The sequence below is a fragment of the Nostoc sp. 'Peltigera membranacea cyanobiont' 232 genome (assembly GCF_002245985.1).
Taxonomy (GTDB): Bacteria; Cyanobacteriota; Cyanobacteriia; order Cyanobacteriales; family Nostocaceae; genus Nostoc.
The window spans coordinates 1-16742 of record NZ_NOLK01000074.1; the positions used below are offsets into that span (position 1 = coordinate 1).

Here is a 16742-nt window from a genome sequence, read left to right on the forward strand (position 1 = left end):
ATCAGTTATAAATGACTAACTCCCCATTTTGAACGGGGTTATTATACACTCATCTAAATTACTGGAGTCAAAGGCATGGTTGCAATCAGCGGACTCTCTGGCAATGAAATCTTTTGTCTTCGACAACAGGGTATGTATCCGGGAGATTTAGTCATTGGAAACAGTGTCTTTTCACTGGGACTAATTGGGGGAATTTCATCAGGACTCAAAACCATTGTCGGCGGAGAAGTAACCGAAGTCACTAGCATCATTCATGAAGGAAGGCAAAAAGCTTATGCCCGAATGTTGGCTGAAGCAGAAAAGCATGGCGGAATTGGCATCACAGGCGTTAACAATGATTTAGTGCAACAAGTCGGCAACGTAGAATTCCTCTCCATTGGCTCCTGTGTTCACCAAGGTGACGAAAAATCTGAAAAATTAGAATTTTCTACCTCTGCCGACGGACAGGAACTCTACTGCCAAATTGATGCCGGATTTGTACCGAAAAAGTTTGTCTTTGGCAATGTTGCCTATTCCATTGGAGTCGGCGGTGGAATACTTGGCTCCCTCAAAAGTTTAAAACGTGGAGAAATTAAAGAATTTTCCTCTATATTCAACCAAACCCGTCACTTAGCCTTAAAGCGAATTCAGTCTGAAGCCTTAAGTACAGGTGCTAATGCTGTGCTTGGAATTCAGACATCAATTATTCCTTTTGCTGGGATGCAAGAGATGGTAATGATTGGTACTGCATCAAACCATCCTGCTCTTACAGTAGCATGGTGTCAAAGTCCTATTACCAGCGATTTAACTAATCAGGAAATGTGGAATCTGATCAACCTGGGTTATATGCCTTTAAAATTGGTTTTGGGTGTTTCCGTATATTCTCTTGGTTTTGTTGGAGGAATCACATCCGCATTCAAGTCCTTTGTCCGTGGTGAAATTAATGAATTAACTACATTAATTTACGAAGCACGCGAACAAGCTATTGCCCACATCGCCACTGATGCTCGTAATAGTGGCGCTGACCTCGTTGTTGGGATTAAAACTTATGTTTATCAGTTAGGTAGTGGAATTATCGAGTTTATGGCTATCGGCACTGCTGTCAAAAAGCTGCCAGGAATTACCACTCACTCCACTACTTTAATACCACAAGCAATTATTTCAGATCGAGACACCTTTGTAAACACTGCTGAAGGTACTCTCATAACCAAATTAAATCAACCCTCTTGAAGAAGGCACTTATGCTGGAGGTAGAGGACAGTCCCAATACGGTTCGCCAATACGGTTCGGATAAGCAGGGGAGGCTCTTGAGGCAAAACTAAACGCCAGCCTCCATTTCTCCCCCGGCTATTGAACAGCTTGCCTCAACGAATAAATTCCAAAACCTACGCAGTATTGAGAGTTCATCAATCCCTAGTAACTGGCTAAATGGTCATTTATTTGTGCCAAAAGTCATGGTCGAATTCATGACTTTTTTCATTAGTCCTTTTGTCAAAGATTTATATAATAGTTGTATTCAAACAAAGTTTTATGGCGATTCTAAACTCAAAAACAAAATATTTCTTCCATTATATTTAGACATATTTACCGGATAATTGAAAAAGACTAAGTATTAGTTAATAGAGATAAAATAGAGCTATTAACTATGTCTTTTACACCCTATACTTTAGTCGGGACTTTTGTATTTTGCTTCCTAAGTCTTAATAACCAAATACATACAAATAAATTATCACCGACACTGCTGATTACTTATAAAACACAACAGTTATTTTCAGAGATTACCAAATCTAATACTCCTAGTACTCCTGTACCTTATAGAGGCGGTGGACGTAGATATTTAATTGAACCTTTCAAAAATATTGAGCCTCTTGTTTAATCTGACTTTTCACAGGATCTGAAAAAATCAAAAGGTGTGGGGTGTAGTAAGACTTCTGTCTTTCCCTACACCCAAACCTGTAACCCTATTTCAGCCTTTTTTTTCGCTAATTAGTCCCGAAAATATCATCAATAAGTACTTCTTACGAAACTAAATACTGTTGGATTTCAGTTTTTTGACGACGTAGAACAGTGATTGCTTGCTGCTGAATTTGGCGAACTCGTTCTCTACTGACATTTAATTTCTCTCCAATCTGAGCTAAAGTTAGTTCTTGATCGTTCTCTAACCCAAAACGCAAAATTAATACTTCACGTTGCGTCGGTTTGAGTGATTCTAATAAACTATTAATGTCTTGGCGCAAAAGCTCTTTGGTGATATGTTCATCTGGAGATATGCCTTCATCTGGTAAAAGTTGGCTAAGTTCTGTGTCTTGGTTATCTCCAATCTTTACATCTAGAGAAATTGGCTGCTTTGAACTGCTGAGAAAATCCCTAATCTGGCTTGGTTGTAAATCTAAAGTTTCAGCAATTTCTACAACACTGGCTGGACGACCCAGTGTCTGAAATAATTCTCGCTGTACCTTCTTAATTTTGTTCAATTGTTCGGTGATATGAATTGGCAAACGTACAGTACGGGATTTCTCTGCAATTGCCCGTGTGATTGATTGCGTAATCCACCAGTATACATAGGTGGAAAGCTTATAGCCGCGATTGGGGTCAAATTTTTCTACACCCCTTTGTAAACCTATTGCCCCTTCTTGCAGTAAATCTAAGAATTCGAGATTGCGATTAGTATATTTTTTGGCAATCGAAACCACCAGACGCAAGTTTGCTGTCACCATTTTTTGTTTGGCTCGTTGCCCAAGATTTTGTATTTGAGCTATTTCCAATTCACTTTTGTCAACATCAACAGCTAATTCGACCATTGTTGGCTCACGAGCTAGTTGTTGGGTGAGTTCATTTTTTCTTTGCTCAATTGCCATGATTTGCTGTACCTGCCTCCCATAAGCAATTTCTTGGTCTGCGGTTAGCATTGGGTAACGACCAATCTCTTGCAAATAGATACGAACCATGTCTGGACTCAGGCTGGACATACGACAAAACTTTTTTGATATTTAGACGAATCTAAAAGTATAAATCAAATCGCTGAATTAATTTTCCTAATTTAACACAAACAAAAATATTAACCTGAGATTGCAATAGTTGAATTCAATTTAGAACGCAATCATCCATAACGGTATTCAGTGAGCGCTTACTATAGCTCCATCCCAAAGTTCTACCTCTGAGTGCTATTGTCATTAAACTTAAGTTGTTGAGAATTAATTAGTTGGCATTATTCAAGCTATTTTGAAAATTCCTGACTTAACTGGAAAGATTAAAAATCTAGTTCGCCATCCCTTTCCAAGATGGCAATTAATTCCAACACTCGCATATTTTCTCCCGTCCAAACTTTATCTAGTAACCGCAAATTTTCAAGAGTTAGGTCGCTCTCTTTCATTATCGATACATTTGTTTTGCCCAGTGCCATCAACAAATCTTCAAATACCACTAAGCCATTAAACTCCAAGCCTTGAATCTCGGTTGATGCTAAGGCTGACAATCGCTCACCACAAATCTCAATCATGAACCACTCACAAAAATCTTTTTCCAGCAATGGATGACGACCACTGATCCCTTGCATCAGCCATAGACCATAAATACTGGCTGTCGCATCATCCATTGTGGCTAAACGTTTAGCTGCCACTCTCTCAAGATTCTCAAAAAATCGCACACCTAAAGCTTTTTCTAACATCTGCATTGGCTCTGGCAGTGTATAAGCTACAACAGAAATTTGACTATTTTCTAGTTGTTTAGAGTGATAATTTTCTAAATATTCATTTGCCTCATTTGATGCCAACATCCTACCATCTGGGTGTAAGTTGAAATCAACCCCTGGCTTGAAACCTCCAAGAAAATAGTTTTTGAGTCATGCTTGTCGATACATCCTTTACGGCTTGTTGATAACTTTCTTTACCTACGTATTCTTGCAAGAACCAAACAAAATTTGTATACTCTACTTGCACGAGAGCTTCTTTGAGGATTATTGTCTCATCTTCTAATTGTGCTAAGGTTAGGATTTTTTGAATTTCTTGCAGATTCTGACAAGAAATCGCTTCTATCAACTGCTGTTTTAGGAGTTCATTTTGCGAATTCATTTATTCCTTGTTTTTGGGGTGCAGTTATTGGAATTGCGACGTTATTTATCAAGTCTACTGTGACTTTGGCGGCGATTGGATTGGGTTTTACGGCTGGGGTGTCTGGGAAATTGTTGGTTCAAAAAGGGGAATAGGTCGAAATTGGCAACGTCTGCCGTAGGAATCGCACTTATACTAATATTTTCTCAATTTCTTTTAGGATCTCAGCTAAAAAAGGAGCATCTGATTTAACGATATTATCCTCACTCCCATCATGTTTATGATGAGGGAAAGTAGTCAGATTTAATTTTCGGTGATGTTCAGTATTGTCATAGCGAAAAATTAGATTATTCTCTGAATTCATATATTGATAGCTATACATTTTTCTATCAAGTGCTATTTCAACATAAACAAATTCCCTCAAATGCAGCAAGGAGTTATCTTTAAATTCGAGTTTGGCTCTGATAAAACCTTCATACATTCCTCTTTTTTCATTTTCTACATGAAATATTTTAACTATCTCTGAGGATTCAATTAAAATTTCAACTTGCTGAAAATAATCTTCAATCAACAAAATCAATCTCCTCTATGGATTCTTTTGTTTGTTGTAAATGTGCCAATATTCGAGCTTCTCCAATCCACTCATCAAAGTCAAAACTATGGGATAATTCATCATTATTAAACTGAGTGATAAATTCCTCAGTCGATAATTTATATTTGGTTTCAAATTCCTGAATCCGTTCTTCTGTTCTTTTGATTCCTGCTGTCACACTCTGTAATCTTTCTGACAAAGCACTTTGAATAATGCGTCTGAGGGAATCTGGATCTTTTGACCGGAGTTTGAGTTCAGCCATTATTTTTCCTCTCCTACTACTGTTGAATTCACAAAATAGCCCTTGAATGAGCAGATGTTATTGTATATGGAAATGGAAAATAATCTGTGAGCAATGGCACTTTTTCGATTTCACAAGTTAGGCTATCACTTAAAACAGTTATCAGTTAAAACCCAAAGACTTTACTGATAACTGTTTACTATTAAAAGCCATCGTCCATCCAAAACGAATGTCTCAATAGAAACCTTGTACTATTATTTATTACCTGCTTGCACACGCCCTTTTGTACCTTGTGTCACCTTCGATTTTTCTTCCTTACTGAAGTTAACCATTTTCACCAAGTGCTGATTTAGATAACTCTGCGCCGAGATATACAGACTTTCCCAAATCTCTTGATTGCGGCTGATTTTTGTCCCTACTGTATTTCCTGCTGTTTTCTCCGACACCAAATATTTGCGGAAGTAGTTATTCCACAGGTGTTGGAGAAAATCTTCAGCAAATTCGTTAAACGGCAGAATCCATTTATAATCTTTATCTAGAAATACCCGATATGATGCGATTATCGGTAGTGCTAAGTCGGTTGGCGCACCAAACCCGAATGAATACTTGCTGTCAGGCAAAAGCGTAGTTTTACGTATATCTATTGATGCTAGGTCGTTAGCACCCTTTCTTCTAGGATTGCTGATATGTTCTTGGATTATTTCGTACAGCCTTTGCTCTATCCACAGGGCATGAGTCAAGAGAGGCAGTAAAGTGGTTAATCTTTCCCTTTCTGCATCTGTGATGTTACTTGGAAGACTCATTCCTGCTGGGTGTTTGGTTCGTTTATTGCCGTCGGGGTTGTATTTATTTCTGTCGAGGCAGTAAAGGAGCTTGAGCAAATGGGTAACATTGCACTGGGCATTTCTGGGAGCGCCGCTTTGGTTTTGATAATAGGCGATGCGGAATTTTCTATCTTCCTTCTGTTCTAACTGGGCTAAATACTGCTTGATGAATTTGTAATCACCCCTAGCGTTGACTTTGGAGCGAGAATCTACTGGCGTTGTGGTATTTGAAGCCAGGGCTATATCTTTAGCTGATTCTTCAGTCAGTCCGATGTGAATCGTAACTTTTACCCTGGCTTCGGTTAGGTCATATTTGTAATTTTTCGCTTGCTCAAAAGCTAAAACTGTATGCCCCCCGTTAATAATGCCGTCGCTACCACCCTCGTTAGCTTCTAAGACTTCTAGCTCCAGTTCAGTTTTGTTCTTGACAGGTTTAGTTTTATTGGCTGACAGAACGATTCCACTGTGGCGAGAGAAGAATTTTGCAGGTTCGGTGGTCAGTGAATCGAACATTTGTCTGTAGGTCGCGCTTTTGCGGTTTGGTTCGCGAATGTTCGGTTCTAGCGGCAGGTCTATCGGGAACGAGTCTACATGGGCGGTGGCGATGATGCAATTGGGGTTGGCTTGAATATAGTTATCTATCTTGATGTTCCAAGTCTTGGGCATACAATATTTGCAATGTCAGGGGATTTTCTATGTTAACCAAAACTAGGGTGCAAGGTCTTGGGTGTAATACCAAGAGAAGATACCAAAAAACTGGACTGCCACCGATTGCTCTGCATGAAAAACTACGTTTTTTCGCAGCTACGGTATAAGTTTGTCTTTGCAGAAAAATGCACTCAGTCAATAGAGATATAAACATCTCACCCGTTTGACAAGAAAAATTAATGGGCACAAGATGGACAACAGCTAATGAATACAGATGGTAAGCTAGAAAGTAGATAACAGTTAAATCGATGATGTCCCATGAACGTTGTCACACCAAAACGATTTACTATTGACGAATATCATCGGCTGATTGAACTGGAATTTCTACATGAGAGCGATCGCATCGAGTTGATTCGCGGAGAACTAATTCAGATGGTAGCCAAGGGCACACCTCATACAGTCTGCGGTTCTATCTTATGCCGCCAATTGGATCGGTTGTTGGGCGATCGCGCCGTGATTCGCGGACAAGATCCGATTACTTTGCCTTCGCAAAGTGAACCTGAACCAGATGTGGCGGTAGCACGTGGCAAAGACGAAGATTATCTCGCCCATCATCCTTATCCAGAAGATATTTTTTTAGTGATTGAGATTTCGGACTCAACCCTAGATTACGACCAAACAACAAAGTTAAAAATCTACGCAGAAGCCGCAATTTCTGATTATTGGATTGTCAACTTAAATGTTCGCCAACTTGAGCGTTATAGCCAACCCTATCAAAATGCTCAAGGTGAATTCAATTATCTCAGCAAGCAGATATCTTTACCACATCAGTCAGTAGCGATTCCTGGATTTGAAGATGTTTTATTAGACTTGAATCGGGTATTTCCCAAGGTTGTAAATGCCTAGAAATACGCAATTTCCCATACAAGCTTGTACTCTCTCTCAACAGCCGCCAGCAGCTTTGGCTGCAAGGATCACAAATACGGGTTGACAAAATCCCCAACCCTTGTAACAGCGAATCCACAGAAGAGTCACGGCTAGCCACTTCATGCAACTGCCGTAACCGCTTTTTCCGTTGGCGTTTGTCGAACGCGAGTGCGTCTCTGAAAGAGAAGAGAAGATATTGCCCTTACGTCAAAACAAAAAATCACCCACCAATACCTTTGCCACTCTTGTAGTTCATCGCTCTAGGTTTCCTCTTGCCTATAGGGACTACTTTCGATTGCTTGGGTGCTTGTGGCGGACGGCATTGCTCACAGTAGAGTGGTCGCACACCAAACGTTTCTCGTTGTGTGGGTTGTTCACACTGCTTACATACGAAGTTAAAAACGCGAGTGTGAATTTCCCGCTTGTGCGCTCTAACGGTGTACTCTCGGACATCAATTGTTTTGCTGGGCATCGGTTCTATAATCGCTGTTCTATTTATAAGGATAGTTTCTGGGCATCAATATATTCATGCGCCATTTGATTGAAACAGTAACAATCTGATGGTTTTTCGCCAGGGACTAAGCAGAGGTAATTGCCACCGGAAAGTGCGGGTATGCGATCGCACCGCACTCCTGACAGCCGCAATTGGAGGCATCTAAAAAGGCAGTGGCGACTTGTTTACAGTCTTTGGAGTAGCGGATTTTGCTCATATAAATGAAACACTTAATTAAGAAGATAGTCTTTAATCTTGTTTTGATGAGAGCGCAAAATTTTTAAACCTTGATGTTCAGTTTTACGAATTGTTTCCGGGCTTTGATTTAGGCGTTTTGCAACTTGACTCAAAGTTAATTCTTGATTATCTTCTAATCCAAAACGTAGAGTCAATACTTCTCGTTGCCTTGGCTTAAGCAATGCCAGCAACTCGCTCAAGTCTTGGTGTAAAAGCTCCTGAGCTATTTGCTCATCTAGAGAAATGCTATCCATCGGTAAAATATCGACTAGTTCACTGTCGGTTCGCAGACTAAGTGAAAAATTGTCAACGGAAGAATAGGGTTTCTGGCTTGTGTTGTCGCAGACTAAGTGAAAAATTGTCGCAGACTAATTGAAAATTTCCTACCAAATTCGCAGACTAATTGAAAATTTCTTTTGATTCTGCACGTAACTGTATTGTAGTATTTTTATCTTAACCTTAGTACAGCCCACCTTAAATGAGGTACGGAATTCACTTTTGGAATGAGTAGCGTCTAGTGTGATATCTCCGCTAATTTACCACGTCGATATTGATATGACATTTTTCGGCTTCAGCAAAGCCTAAAGCTCTTGCTTCGGCTGGAATATCAAGGCTAAAACCAAACTCATCTCTACCAACAGTTAAACAATAGTTTTTATAACTGTAACAAATATTAGTTGCTGCACTGTAACCTGCTTCTTTTGCTTCACTGTCTAATGATTTAAAGACTTCCAGTGTAGATACTTTAAATAACTGATCTATATTTGATAAGGAATGCCACACATTCTATTTTGAGGTGGCAAACCTAACGCTTTACATACTTCGTGATTAGGGCAGTTCTCTGGGAGTTCACCCGTCATCACTTTGCAGTCTATAAATCACCAACAATCTTTCTCCTGAATTTTAGGCATATTTAATTAGATGTTTTCAATTATTAGAATACTTAAAAATCAGTTAAATTTTAGCAAAGTTATCTTATTTTTAGACTATATTACCCTAAAATAAACGTTAGAAATAAATCGAAATTTTCTAAATTGTTATTAAAGCAAAAAGGAGAAAATGAATAACGTTATTATTCCCATCGAATTTGAACTCGCGGCAATAAAAATAGCTCAAGCGCATTTCCCTTGGCTACGTTTTAAAGTATCTCCTATCCAGGAGAAGGGAAGAGTCTACAATCGCTCATCAGACGCTATTTATTTTGAAGCTTACTTTCAAAATAGTTTGATTGATTATGATCCTCTCCACAAACATAATTACTATCCTAGTTTTAACTTTTACTTGTTGCCAGGAAAGAAACTAATTCAGTTAAGTGGCTGGTGGCGCGATCAGGTGTTAACTTTTATCTACGCACCATTAGACCCAGAACCATACAATAAGCACTGGCAAAATGACAAAAACTTGGCTGTACCTTGCCCCTATCCAGACGGCGATAAATTTGAACAGATGGCAATCGCTTTATTTTCTTTAGTTCAGGAGTATTTAGTAGGGTATGAGGGGTGATGCTGCTTCTTCAATTGTCTAGGATTTTTCAGCCAAGCCATTTAGTAGCTCAACTTACCCAATCAACCCCAATATGCTTGGGTTAAGCATTTTTTCTCTTCTCTCTGTTTCCTCTGCGGTAGCCTGCGGCAAGCCCTACGGGTTCGCCAGTTCCTTTATGCCGGGGAACCCGTCCACCGGACTGGCTCACCGCTTTGCGTCTACGTTAAAAAAGTTGACTTTGACAAAGAGTTTTAGCCTTAACTGAACCGTATTGTTTTACAGGCATGGCAATTTTCATTTACAACCCTTTTTTACGATGACGTGTACTTAGTCTTAGTGATTTATTCCAACATCTGTGTCCGAAAATTAAGTAATTTTTCTAATCCAAGCAAAGGAAAAAATGTATCATTTCTAACTCTTGGCTCTTTTGCTATCAAACCTTCAAATAAATCATAATTGTAATCGGAAAGGTTATTTAATTTGTTCGATTTTGCTGCTTCTAAATCTTGAATTTGACTATTGTAATTAATAGATTCTATTTCAGGTACTTGGCACAGTTTGTAAATCTGGAAAGACAGAGCAAATTCTTCGATATTGGCGATATTTATTTGAGAATCACGTAAATCAAAGCCACATTGACATTTGAACAATCTCGGTCTTAAAAACTTGATTTTATTATTACAGTTGTAACAAGTATCAATCAAAAAACATTTATGAAATGGACATACTGTAACACGAGATAGATGCCAAACCTGAGAATAATAAGCTTTGGTCTGCCAACAGATAGGGCAAAATCTGGCCCCAGTTTTATTAAATAAGGAGGTAGAAATATTTTCGCCAAATGCTTTGACTACGCTTGTGAAGATGTATGCAGAGCTACAAGAATTAGTTGAAGAAAATGCCATTGCCCAAAGAATACTGGCTTCTACTTCAGTGATCTGACTAAGGATGCATAAATCATCAATTTTAGAGATAAAAATATTACTATATATTCCTGTGACTCTCAGTTGAGAAATTTTTAAAATATAATTTGGAGAAGGGTAATAATTAGTATCTGCAAGTCTAGCAATATAGCCAATGAGACTCTCATCTATATACGGGCGAGGTCGGCGCAAAAGTTTTTTATTGGAACACACGTTTAATATTATTTATGCAGAACATCCGATGCCTTCTGATTTCTCTTTTTAGTTTTAATTCTTTGGTTAGTACTTCCTATATTAACCAGAGATTCGTTTAAAGATATTTTATTTTCTAGATTTACTAAACAATCATCGTTAAGGAAAGGGTTTTTCTTGTAAGGCTTATCAGCTTTTACATATTTTTCAAACGCCCTAGCCAGAACCGGGTAATCAAGTTTGTTTAAACCTTCTGTTAATGTCAAGTAAGTTCCATAACGAACTAGCTTCATTACGTAAGCTATAATTCCATCAGAAGCATAGTAAAAACGAAAAGCCATCTCCTCACTAGCTAAATTTGATTCTAATTCAAGGGGAAGCTGCGATTCTATTGCGTGTAAAAAAGTCCGAAATTCTTTTCCGCAATCCTCTGTCCAAGAAAAAGGGCTAAGATTATGTCTATTAGCAAATCTTCGGCTTAATTGAGGATTAAATTTAAAAACTGCTTCAGCTTCGGGTAATCCAATAAGTACCATCGGTACCTTTGTGTCGAGTATTAAATTTTTCAGCCAATCTGATACTGTTCTGAGAACCTTGGCTGAATCCCTATCAATAAAGTGTTGAAATTCGTCTAAAAAAACTAAAGAAACTCCACAATCTTTCATCAATCCAATTAGTCGGATTGTTTGATTGCTGATGGTGCCTTTTTCATAAGCAGGATCTCCCAATTCCCATAACAGCTTACTCACAACACTTTTGACGGTTGCTGGAGATGGAATGGTCACAGACAATAATTTTACAATAGTACCTGAATCTGTTTCAATTCTGGGATATTTTTGAGCATAGCTTTTAAAAATAGTAGTTTTACCTGCTCCAGTTTCCCCCTTTAAGAATAAGCATTCAGGTTCATCTTTGAGATTAGAAAAATTATGGCAATCCTCTATTGCAGATAAGATTTCTTTAAATCGAGGATAGGCAACATAAATATTATTAGCTATGGATAGCTTTTCTGATAAAGTCATGTTTGACAAAGATTTTGGCATTTTGGGCATACTAATAATTTTTATGAAGGTAATCCAATGCTCACATCCCAACCAGATAAGTCTGGCTTCCATGAAGCAGTTTCTTCTAAATTTTCAGAAATGTTATCACTAACTTCGACATTAAGTTTTTGATTGAGTGAGCTTTTTCTCCTATTCGGTTTTATTGAATTCTCTCCACTGTCTTTACAAGATGTGCTTTGAACATTATTAAATTTTTCAACTTCTATTTTTTCCTCAATTGAAGATGATGAAAATTCATTATTGAATGCACTACCAAGCTCTGATATGCCTGACATTACTGAAATTTCACTCTTTGGTATAGTAACAGAAGAAGGATCAATTGAATTTATAGCCATATCATTATTCAAAGGCTGCTCATCTTTATAAAACTCAAAGTCTCCTGTATTCAGCCCTGAACGACCAATACCTTTCCATCTCGCCATAGCAGTACGGGTTTTGCCTTTCTTTGATGACATCCATTCCTGCTCAACAATTTTTTGAATCTGCTCTTTGGCTAAAGCTAATGCTATAATATCGACTTTTTCAGCTTCTTGACGTGCCAGTTTTTTAATTACTTGGTGTTGCCAAATACTTAACCCTTTAGTATATTCTTGGCTGAGAGCAGGAACAGATAAAAATTGATGAATTGTTGGATCAAAAACATAGATTTGAGATAAATCTGTAGGGTCATATTTAACAATTGCTTTTTCTAATGCTAAAGCTGATGAACGGAAGCGAGATAATTCAAAACTATTGTAGATAAGTCCTTCAAACTCTACCCCCCTTCTAGTGACTTTGCGTGTGGTTATATTTCCCACTAATACTTTTAGTTGTTGATAAGAGCCTGGTAAAGCTGGAGGAAACTCTTGGATAGCTTTTGACCACACAGATGTCCGAGGCGATTTTAATTCTGGATGAGAACTTTGGTTATAAATATCGATAATGAAGATATGTAGAATTTCTTGCAGTGCTTCAAAAGAAATCACTGCATTTTTCAGAGGGTTGTAATCATACTTCTTCATAAAGTTTGAGAAGCTTTTCCCTGGTAGGTCACTCAAAAGTTGACTATTTACCGCACCAAAATATCGTTCTATTGAACTTTTGTACCAGGGCATTCTGGGTGGTGAATATTGAATAGCTATTCCCAAAGATAAGCAAGCATCTTCAAAATGTGTACTATAAAATTCTTTTCCATTATCAACCACAATCACTTCTGGCAGTCCATAAGTGTCCCAAGTATTTACTACGCTTGGGAAATTTTCGATTAGATAATTTTTGGGACGGATAACGTGTAGCAAACATTGCATTACCGATAAATAGCTCGGAGGTTCAAAACTGGCGTAATACCCTAGTATGACTCCTGAATATTTATCTACAGCAGAAGTTAACCAAGGGGTGCCAATAGGCATTCGATGTTCTGCGTCTACTACAAACAATGGCAGTTTAGTGTGGTCAATTTCTATCCTTTCTAAAGGACGATTGGGGCGTGGCCCCTTCATTACTGGGTCATACATTTGAGAGGCTATACGGTTGCCTAAACGTTTTTTAGCGACTACACATGGATCTAATTTAGATGCAAATCTGTAAATAGTTGAACGATGTGGAATTTCTAAAGCTTTTTGACCAATGCTTGCACGAGTAAGATTTTCCTGCCTAATTTGGCGCAGAATTTCATCATGTACATCTGCCATATCTGGTCGAGAAGGATTTAAATAGATTTCTTGAATGCAACTATCAATAATTTGAATTACTTCTTTCTCTAGTTTGGGTCGGTAATCTCCTTTGTATTTATGCTTAGGAACTAATGAACGAATATCCTGACCTGAGCTTTCATAAGCTTTTAGCCAACGGTAAAGTGTTAACCAATTTGGCGGACTAAGGTCATTAATTTGTTCTGATACTTGTTCAATAATCGGTTGCAGACTAGCTGGAGTCCTTTGAGGTATATCTTGCTCTAAAACAAAGCTTACATAGCTGTATTTTCTTTTAGCTTCAAAGCGAATTTCTTCAGGAAGTTGAGTAAAATCAGCTTGAGTCTCATTTCCTTTTCGTTTAACAACACCAAAAAATTCTGTTGATTGAAGTTCTAATTCTTCCCTAAAAAGAAACTGAACTAAAGCTGTATATGTAATTCTAGACAAGACTTCGGTAACGACTTCACATATCTGTAATTCACCATTGGCTAACTGCTGTTTGATTACATATTCGCGCCCTTTTAGCCAAAAATGAAGTCCAGGTCGGATTTGGTATCTATTCATACATCCAAAAGTAATGCTTGAACATCACCTTTAAATTGAGATAGTTGAATTAGACTTGCTGCACCTATAGATTCCATTAAATCTGTTGACAGCCAGCCAAAATACAGTAGTTTGAATAATAGATTGGGATATATTCCTTTTCGCTCTAGATCATGACACACCTGTTTGAAAGGCGTTGGTTCTCTGGAAGTGAAATAACATTGACAGTCTAAGTATTGTTGTAGTGTCAATGGACTACGGGCATACTTGTATAACAGCTTAATATTGTCCAGTTTAGGTTGCTGCCGAATCATTGTATCAGTCACTACCATAAATTTCATGCTCCGCTCTTCACATAAATGGCTGATATGTCTCCATTTATCAAGATTTTTTTGGTCATTAACCTGGGATGCAGGTTTGACTTCTATCACCTGTTGTTGCCCTATTCTTTGTACCCAGAAATCGGGGGTATAGTTTTTAGTTACACCTTTTGAGATGTAAGTTATTTTGAATGGCTGTCCCCTGTATGACTGGACTGTTGGATCAATCTCTAGCAGATAAATGTAATCTCGCTCAATTTGGGACTCCCACCAAATGATGGTGTCCATCTTCAAACTGGGGAATTTACCAATAATTTTCTTTGATCCACTATTGGTGATTCTTCTCACCCCGTTTGCCAAAGGCTTTCTTGCCCCCAATCTAGTGATAATTTCTCCAGCCTAATTGATCCACGCTCATTTTCAATTAGTCTGCGACAATTTTTCACATAGTCCGCGACAATTTTCACTTAGTCTGCGAACCGACACAAACCCAGGCAAGTAAAAGTAAACTATACGGCTTGTTCATGGAACCCCTTGGGGATTACGCCAACGGCAAGATTGTTCCGTTTCCACCCGTCCAAAAGCAAACTCCCATATCTGTTAATATCAGCCCTGACTCCAAAGACGGATTAGGAGCAGCACTCAGCCTAGCCACTGCACTTGCCAAAGAAGAAGGCAAACTGCAAAACGATTATCAAGTTTCAGTCAATAACAACCCAGAGGCAGCAGAAGGACAGTCCTCTGAAACACCAGCTAAAAACAACCTGCTTGCCAACCTACAACCCATAAATCCAGCCGTAGCCGAACACATGAAGAAAGACATTGCTATGGCTGAAATAGCGACACAGTTTATTGGTAAGTCAGCCGCACCTCCGGAAACACCTTCTAGTACACGAAATTATGAACAAGTTTGGGGCGATCGCGCAAATACGGGCAATTATTCTGCCAGTGACGTAATTATGGTTTCAGGTTCTGGTCCCTGGCGTGGAGTAACAAACGAGCAGATAAAACACACATTTGAAAAAGAATACGTTCCTCTACTTAATGCTGCAATCGAAGCTAAAAGCTCGTTTGTAGTAGGTAATGCCAAAGGCACTGACCAGTTAGTCCAAAATTATCTGACAGAACGGGGCTACCAAATAAAACTAAGTAATATTGGCGCAGCCTCTCGTAGAGAAGGATACGCAAAACTAGGTTTCACTGAGAATATTAAAGACACAAACGAAGCTAGCACTTCCCCAGAAAACACAACCACAACAAGTGAGATACCAAACGATGCTGTCACACAACAGAAAACTTCTAAAAGCACCAAAAACCAGACTTCCCTAATTAATACTAAATTAGAACAGACTGATACGGGCAAAACCAGGAGCACAGAAAATTTACTCACACAAGTGCCTCAATTTGCCCCTGGCATCAACCTCAATTCCCGCAGTCCAGATCCACTAGGTGCTGTACTTACCAGTACAACCGTCAAATCCAAAGAGATTGGAGCTATTGTCAATGATTACCCAGTCTCTTTCCGTGATAACCAGGAAATGCCCGCTGGAATATACGGTCCTGAAACTTACACCAAATCCAAGCCAGCAGGACAGCCCTTTCTGTCAGTCGAACAAGCTTTTTACGCATACAAGGAAACAGTACCCCTCAAAGAGCCAAGGGTACAGTTAATGGCTGAAATCCTCCAAGCAAGGTTTGAGCAACACGCAAAACTCATGGAAGCTGTAACTGAAAGAGGAGGAGCCGAATGGCTGAAACAGTGCAGCTATCTGGTGTCAAACAAAGAGAAAAATTTCTGGGAAGGAAAAGGATTACAATCACCCTACATCCGCGCACTCACCCAAGGATACACCAAAGCGCTAGAAAATTCTAATTCACGGGCAACGGAGAATCAAACAGCATCTATCATACAGCCTACGCCCAGTCAAGAACCATTACCGGAACCACAAACAAGGTTCTCGCCAACCACTTTTCCTAAAAATCCACGAACTATAAGTACGGACATTCAGCAAGCTCTATCACAAACACAAACTAATAGCCAAACAAATTCATTAGACAAAACTCTCGATAACATCAAACAAAGTACAGTTCAAAATCTCCAAAATTGGTATGAAGCAGCCCAAAAATTGGGGAGATCAGAGAAATATCTAAACCGAATTCAAGAAGTAGCTGCACAGTATATAAATGACAGCAGTTACAGTTTGGAAAATGCTTTCAAAGCAATGTCACGAGATGTTAAAGAATTACAACAAATTAATGAAATAACAAAACTTGCCCAAAGTGTTGTTAAAGTCTTGGGTAAAGAAGATATAAACGGTATAATGAGTATTAAAACTGAAAACTATAAAAATTATCAAATAGCAACAAAAGTCCAAGAGGAAACTTATGTAATTAAAGACAAGGATAACAATGTATTACTATACTTGAGAGAAGGTAAAACCAAAGTTAATAAGCTAAATCAAGAAGTTGTAAATGACTTTAGATTTATGAACTTCCGAATTGAACATAATCTTCAAAATATTAGAAGAGAACTTGTAGAAAGGTAAATAATA

General features: G+C 38.5%; 18 protein-coding genes and 1 pseudogene. 5 read left to right on the forward strand and 14 right to left on the reverse strand.

Annotation, left to right across the window (positions count from 1 at the left end):
* Positions 1-75 precede the first annotated feature (75 nt).
* On the forward strand, positions 76-1209 hold the full coding sequence (locus CDG79_RS22645) for a heavy metal-binding domain-containing protein (protein ID WP_094344144.1): 1134 nt from the start codon (positions 76-78) through the stop codon (positions 1207-1209).
* A gap of 415 nt (positions 1210-1624) precedes the next feature.
* A complete protein-coding gene (gene patX / locus CDG79_RS41265; RefSeq protein WP_143855553.1) occupies positions 1625-1855 on the forward strand; it encodes a heterocyst-inhibiting protein PatX in 231 nt (76 codons plus the stop codon).
* 142 nt (positions 1856-1997) lie between these two features.
* Here the strand turns inward: patX and CDG79_RS22650 are convergent, their stop codons facing one another.
* The 6 genes from CDG79_RS22650 to CDG79_RS22675 form a co-directional block, all read right to left on the reverse strand.
* Positions 1998-2948 (reverse strand): RpoD/SigA family RNA polymerase sigma factor, encoded by a 951-nt coding sequence (locus tag CDG79_RS22650; protein ID WP_094344145.1) that lies wholly within the window; start codon positions 2946-2948, stop codon positions 1998-2000.
* Between the two features lie 281 nt (positions 2949-3229).
* Complete coding sequence (locus CDG79_RS22655; RefSeq protein ID WP_094344146.1) at positions 3230-3754, reverse strand: hypothetical protein; 525 nt, start codon at positions 3752-3754, stop codon at positions 3230-3232.
* 25 nt (positions 3755-3779) lie between these two features.
* Positions 3780-4049, reverse strand: a complete 270-nt coding sequence (locus CDG79_RS22660; RefSeq protein ID WP_094332605.1) for a hypothetical protein — start codon at positions 4047-4049, stop codon at positions 3780-3782.
* Positions 4050-4218: 169 nt separating this feature from the next.
* Positions 4219-4602 carry a toxin-antitoxin system TumE family protein gene (locus CDG79_RS22665; RefSeq protein WP_094332604.1) on the reverse strand — a complete coding sequence of 128 codons (384 nt, stop codon included), beginning with the start codon at positions 4600-4602 and terminating at the stop codon, positions 4219-4221.
* Positions 4592-4882: a hypothetical protein gene (locus CDG79_RS22670; protein WP_181154399.1), complete on the reverse strand. Its 291-nt coding sequence runs from the start codon at positions 4880-4882 to the stop codon at positions 4592-4594. The genes CDG79_RS22665 and CDG79_RS22670 overlap by 11 nt, the downstream gene beginning before the upstream one ends.
* Before the next feature lie 233 nt (positions 4883-5115).
* Positions 5116-6351, reverse strand: a complete 1236-nt coding sequence (locus tag CDG79_RS22675) for an AIPR family protein (protein ID WP_094332603.1) — start codon at positions 6349-6351, stop codon at positions 5116-5118.
* Between the two features lie 300 nt (positions 6352-6651).
* Between CDG79_RS22675 and CDG79_RS22680 the strand changes: the two genes are divergently transcribed.
* A complete protein-coding gene (locus CDG79_RS22680; protein WP_094344147.1) occupies positions 6652-7239 on the forward strand; it encodes a Uma2 family endonuclease in 588 nt (195 codons plus the stop codon).
* Positions 7240-7480: 241 nt separating this feature from the next.
* On the opposite strand, the gene CDG79_RS22685 is transcribed toward CDG79_RS22680, so the two are convergent.
* The 4 genes from CDG79_RS22685 to CDG79_RS22695 all read right to left on the reverse strand — a co-directional run bounded on the left by CDG79_RS22685 (position 7481) and on the right by CDG79_RS22695 (position 8773).
* Positions 7481-7732 (reverse strand): hypothetical protein, encoded by a 252-nt coding sequence (locus tag CDG79_RS22685; RefSeq protein WP_094333671.1) that lies wholly within the window; start codon positions 7730-7732, stop codon positions 7481-7483.
* A gap of 106 nt (positions 7733-7838) precedes the next feature.
* Positions 7839-7970: a hypothetical protein gene (locus CDG79_RS44905; RefSeq protein WP_258169731.1), complete on the reverse strand. Its 132-nt coding sequence runs from the start codon at positions 7968-7970 to the stop codon at positions 7839-7841.
* Positions 7971-7983: 13 nt separating this feature from the next.
* A complete protein-coding gene (locus tag CDG79_RS22690) occupies positions 7984-8244 on the reverse strand; it encodes a sigma factor-like helix-turn-helix DNA-binding protein (protein ID WP_223278263.1) in 261 nt (86 codons plus the stop codon).
* A gap of 277 nt (positions 8245-8521) precedes the next feature.
* The gene (locus tag CDG79_RS22695) at positions 8522-8773 is read right to left on the reverse strand and encodes a hypothetical protein (protein WP_094344148.1); all 252 of its coding nucleotides are present in this window, start codon (positions 8771-8773) and stop codon (positions 8522-8524) included.
* Positions 8774-9049: 276 nt separating this feature from the next.
* Here CDG79_RS22695 and CDG79_RS22700 point away from each other — a divergent pair, with 276 nt between their 5' ends.
* Entirely contained in the window at positions 9050-9493 is a 444-nt protein-coding gene (locus CDG79_RS22700; RefSeq protein ID WP_094344149.1) for a hypothetical protein, read from the forward strand.
* A gap of 323 nt (positions 9494-9816) precedes the next feature.
* Here CDG79_RS22700 and CDG79_RS22705 read toward each other — a convergent pair whose 3' ends face one another.
* Genes CDG79_RS22705 through CDG79_RS22720 form a run of 4 tightly spaced genes read right to left on the reverse strand, consistent with a single transcriptional unit; the run spans position 9817 to position 14478 of the window.
* Positions 9817-10590 (reverse strand): TniQ family protein, encoded by a 774-nt coding sequence (locus CDG79_RS22705; protein ID WP_189525091.1) that lies wholly within the window; start codon positions 10588-10590, stop codon positions 9817-9819.
* Positions 10591-10619: 29 nt separating this feature from the next.
* Positions 10620-11705, reverse strand: a complete 1086-nt coding sequence (locus CDG79_RS22710) for a TniB family NTP-binding protein (protein ID WP_223278264.1) — start codon at positions 11703-11705, stop codon at positions 10620-10622.
* Positions 11654-13891 (reverse strand): Mu transposase C-terminal domain-containing protein, encoded by a 2238-nt coding sequence (locus CDG79_RS22715; protein ID WP_094344151.1) that lies wholly within the window; start codon positions 13889-13891, stop codon positions 11654-11656. The genes CDG79_RS22710 and CDG79_RS22715 overlap by 52 nt, the downstream gene beginning before the upstream one ends.
* Positions 13888-14478: a TnsA endonuclease N-terminal domain-containing protein gene (locus tag CDG79_RS22720; RefSeq protein WP_223278265.1), complete on the reverse strand. Its 591-nt coding sequence runs from the start codon at positions 14476-14478 to the stop codon at positions 13888-13890. Before CDG79_RS22720 ends, CDG79_RS22715 begins: the two co-directional genes overlap by 4 nt.
* Before the next feature lie 176 nt (positions 14479-14654).
* Between CDG79_RS22720 and CDG79_RS43935 the strand changes: the two are divergent.
* Positions 14655-16736 (forward strand): annotated as a pseudogene (locus CDG79_RS43935) (hypothetical protein); the annotation flags it as partial.
* Between the last annotated feature and the right edge of the window lie 6 nt (positions 16737-16742).

Excerpts from the sequence above, each read along its gene's own strand:
- CDG79_RS22645 (WP_094344144.1), top strand. The coding sequence starts at position 76 with ATGGTTGCAATCAGCGGACTCTCTGGCAATGAAATCTTTTGTCTTCGA.
- patX (WP_143855553.1), top strand. The coding sequence starts at position 1,625 with ATGTCTTTTACACCCTATACTTTAGTCGGGACTTTTGTATTTTGCTTC.
- CDG79_RS22650 (WP_094344145.1), bottom strand. The coding sequence starts at position 2,948 with ATGTCCAGCCTGAGTCCAGACATGGTTCGTATCTATTTGCAAGAGATT.
- CDG79_RS22655 (WP_094344146.1), bottom strand. The coding sequence starts at position 3,754 with ATGTTGGCATCAAATGAGGCAAATGAATATTTAGAAAATTATCACTCT.
- CDG79_RS22660 (WP_094332605.1), bottom strand. The coding sequence starts at position 4,049 with ATGAATTCGCAAAATGAACTCCTAAAACAGCAGTTGATAGAAGCGATT.
- CDG79_RS22670 (WP_181154399.1), bottom strand. The coding sequence starts at position 4,882 with ATGGCTGAACTCAAACTCCGGTCAAAAGATCCAGATTCCCTCAGACGC.
- CDG79_RS22675 (WP_094332603.1), bottom strand. The coding sequence starts at position 6,351 with ATGCCCAAGACTTGGAACATCAAGATAGATAACTATATTCAAGCCAAC.
- CDG79_RS22680 (WP_094344147.1), top strand. The coding sequence starts at position 6,652 with ATGAACGTTGTCACACCAAAACGATTTACTATTGACGAATATCATCGG.
- CDG79_RS22685 (WP_094333671.1), bottom strand. The coding sequence starts at position 7,732 with ATGCCCAGCAAAACAATTGATGTCCGAGAGTACACCGTTAGAGCGCAC.
- CDG79_RS44905 (WP_258169731.1), bottom strand. The coding sequence starts at position 7,970 with ATGAGCAAAATCCGCTACTCCAAAGACTGTAAACAAGTCGCCACTGCC.
- CDG79_RS22690 (WP_223278263.1), bottom strand. The coding sequence starts at position 8,244 with ATGGATAGCATTTCTCTAGATGAGCAAATAGCTCAGGAGCTTTTACAC.
- CDG79_RS22700 (WP_094344149.1), top strand. The coding sequence starts at position 9,050 with ATGAATAACGTTATTATTCCCATCGAATTTGAACTCGCGGCAATAAAA.
- CDG79_RS22710 (WP_223278264.1), bottom strand. The coding sequence starts at position 11,705 with ATGGAAGCCAGACTTATCTGGTTGGGATGTGAGCATTGGATTACCTTC.
- CDG79_RS22715 (WP_094344151.1), bottom strand. The coding sequence starts at position 13,891 with ATGAATAGATACCAAATCCGACCTGGACTTCATTTTTGGCTAAAAGGG.
- CDG79_RS22720 (WP_223278265.1), bottom strand. The coding sequence starts at position 14,478 with ATGGACACCATCATTTGGTGGGAGTCCCAAATTGAGCGAGATTACATT.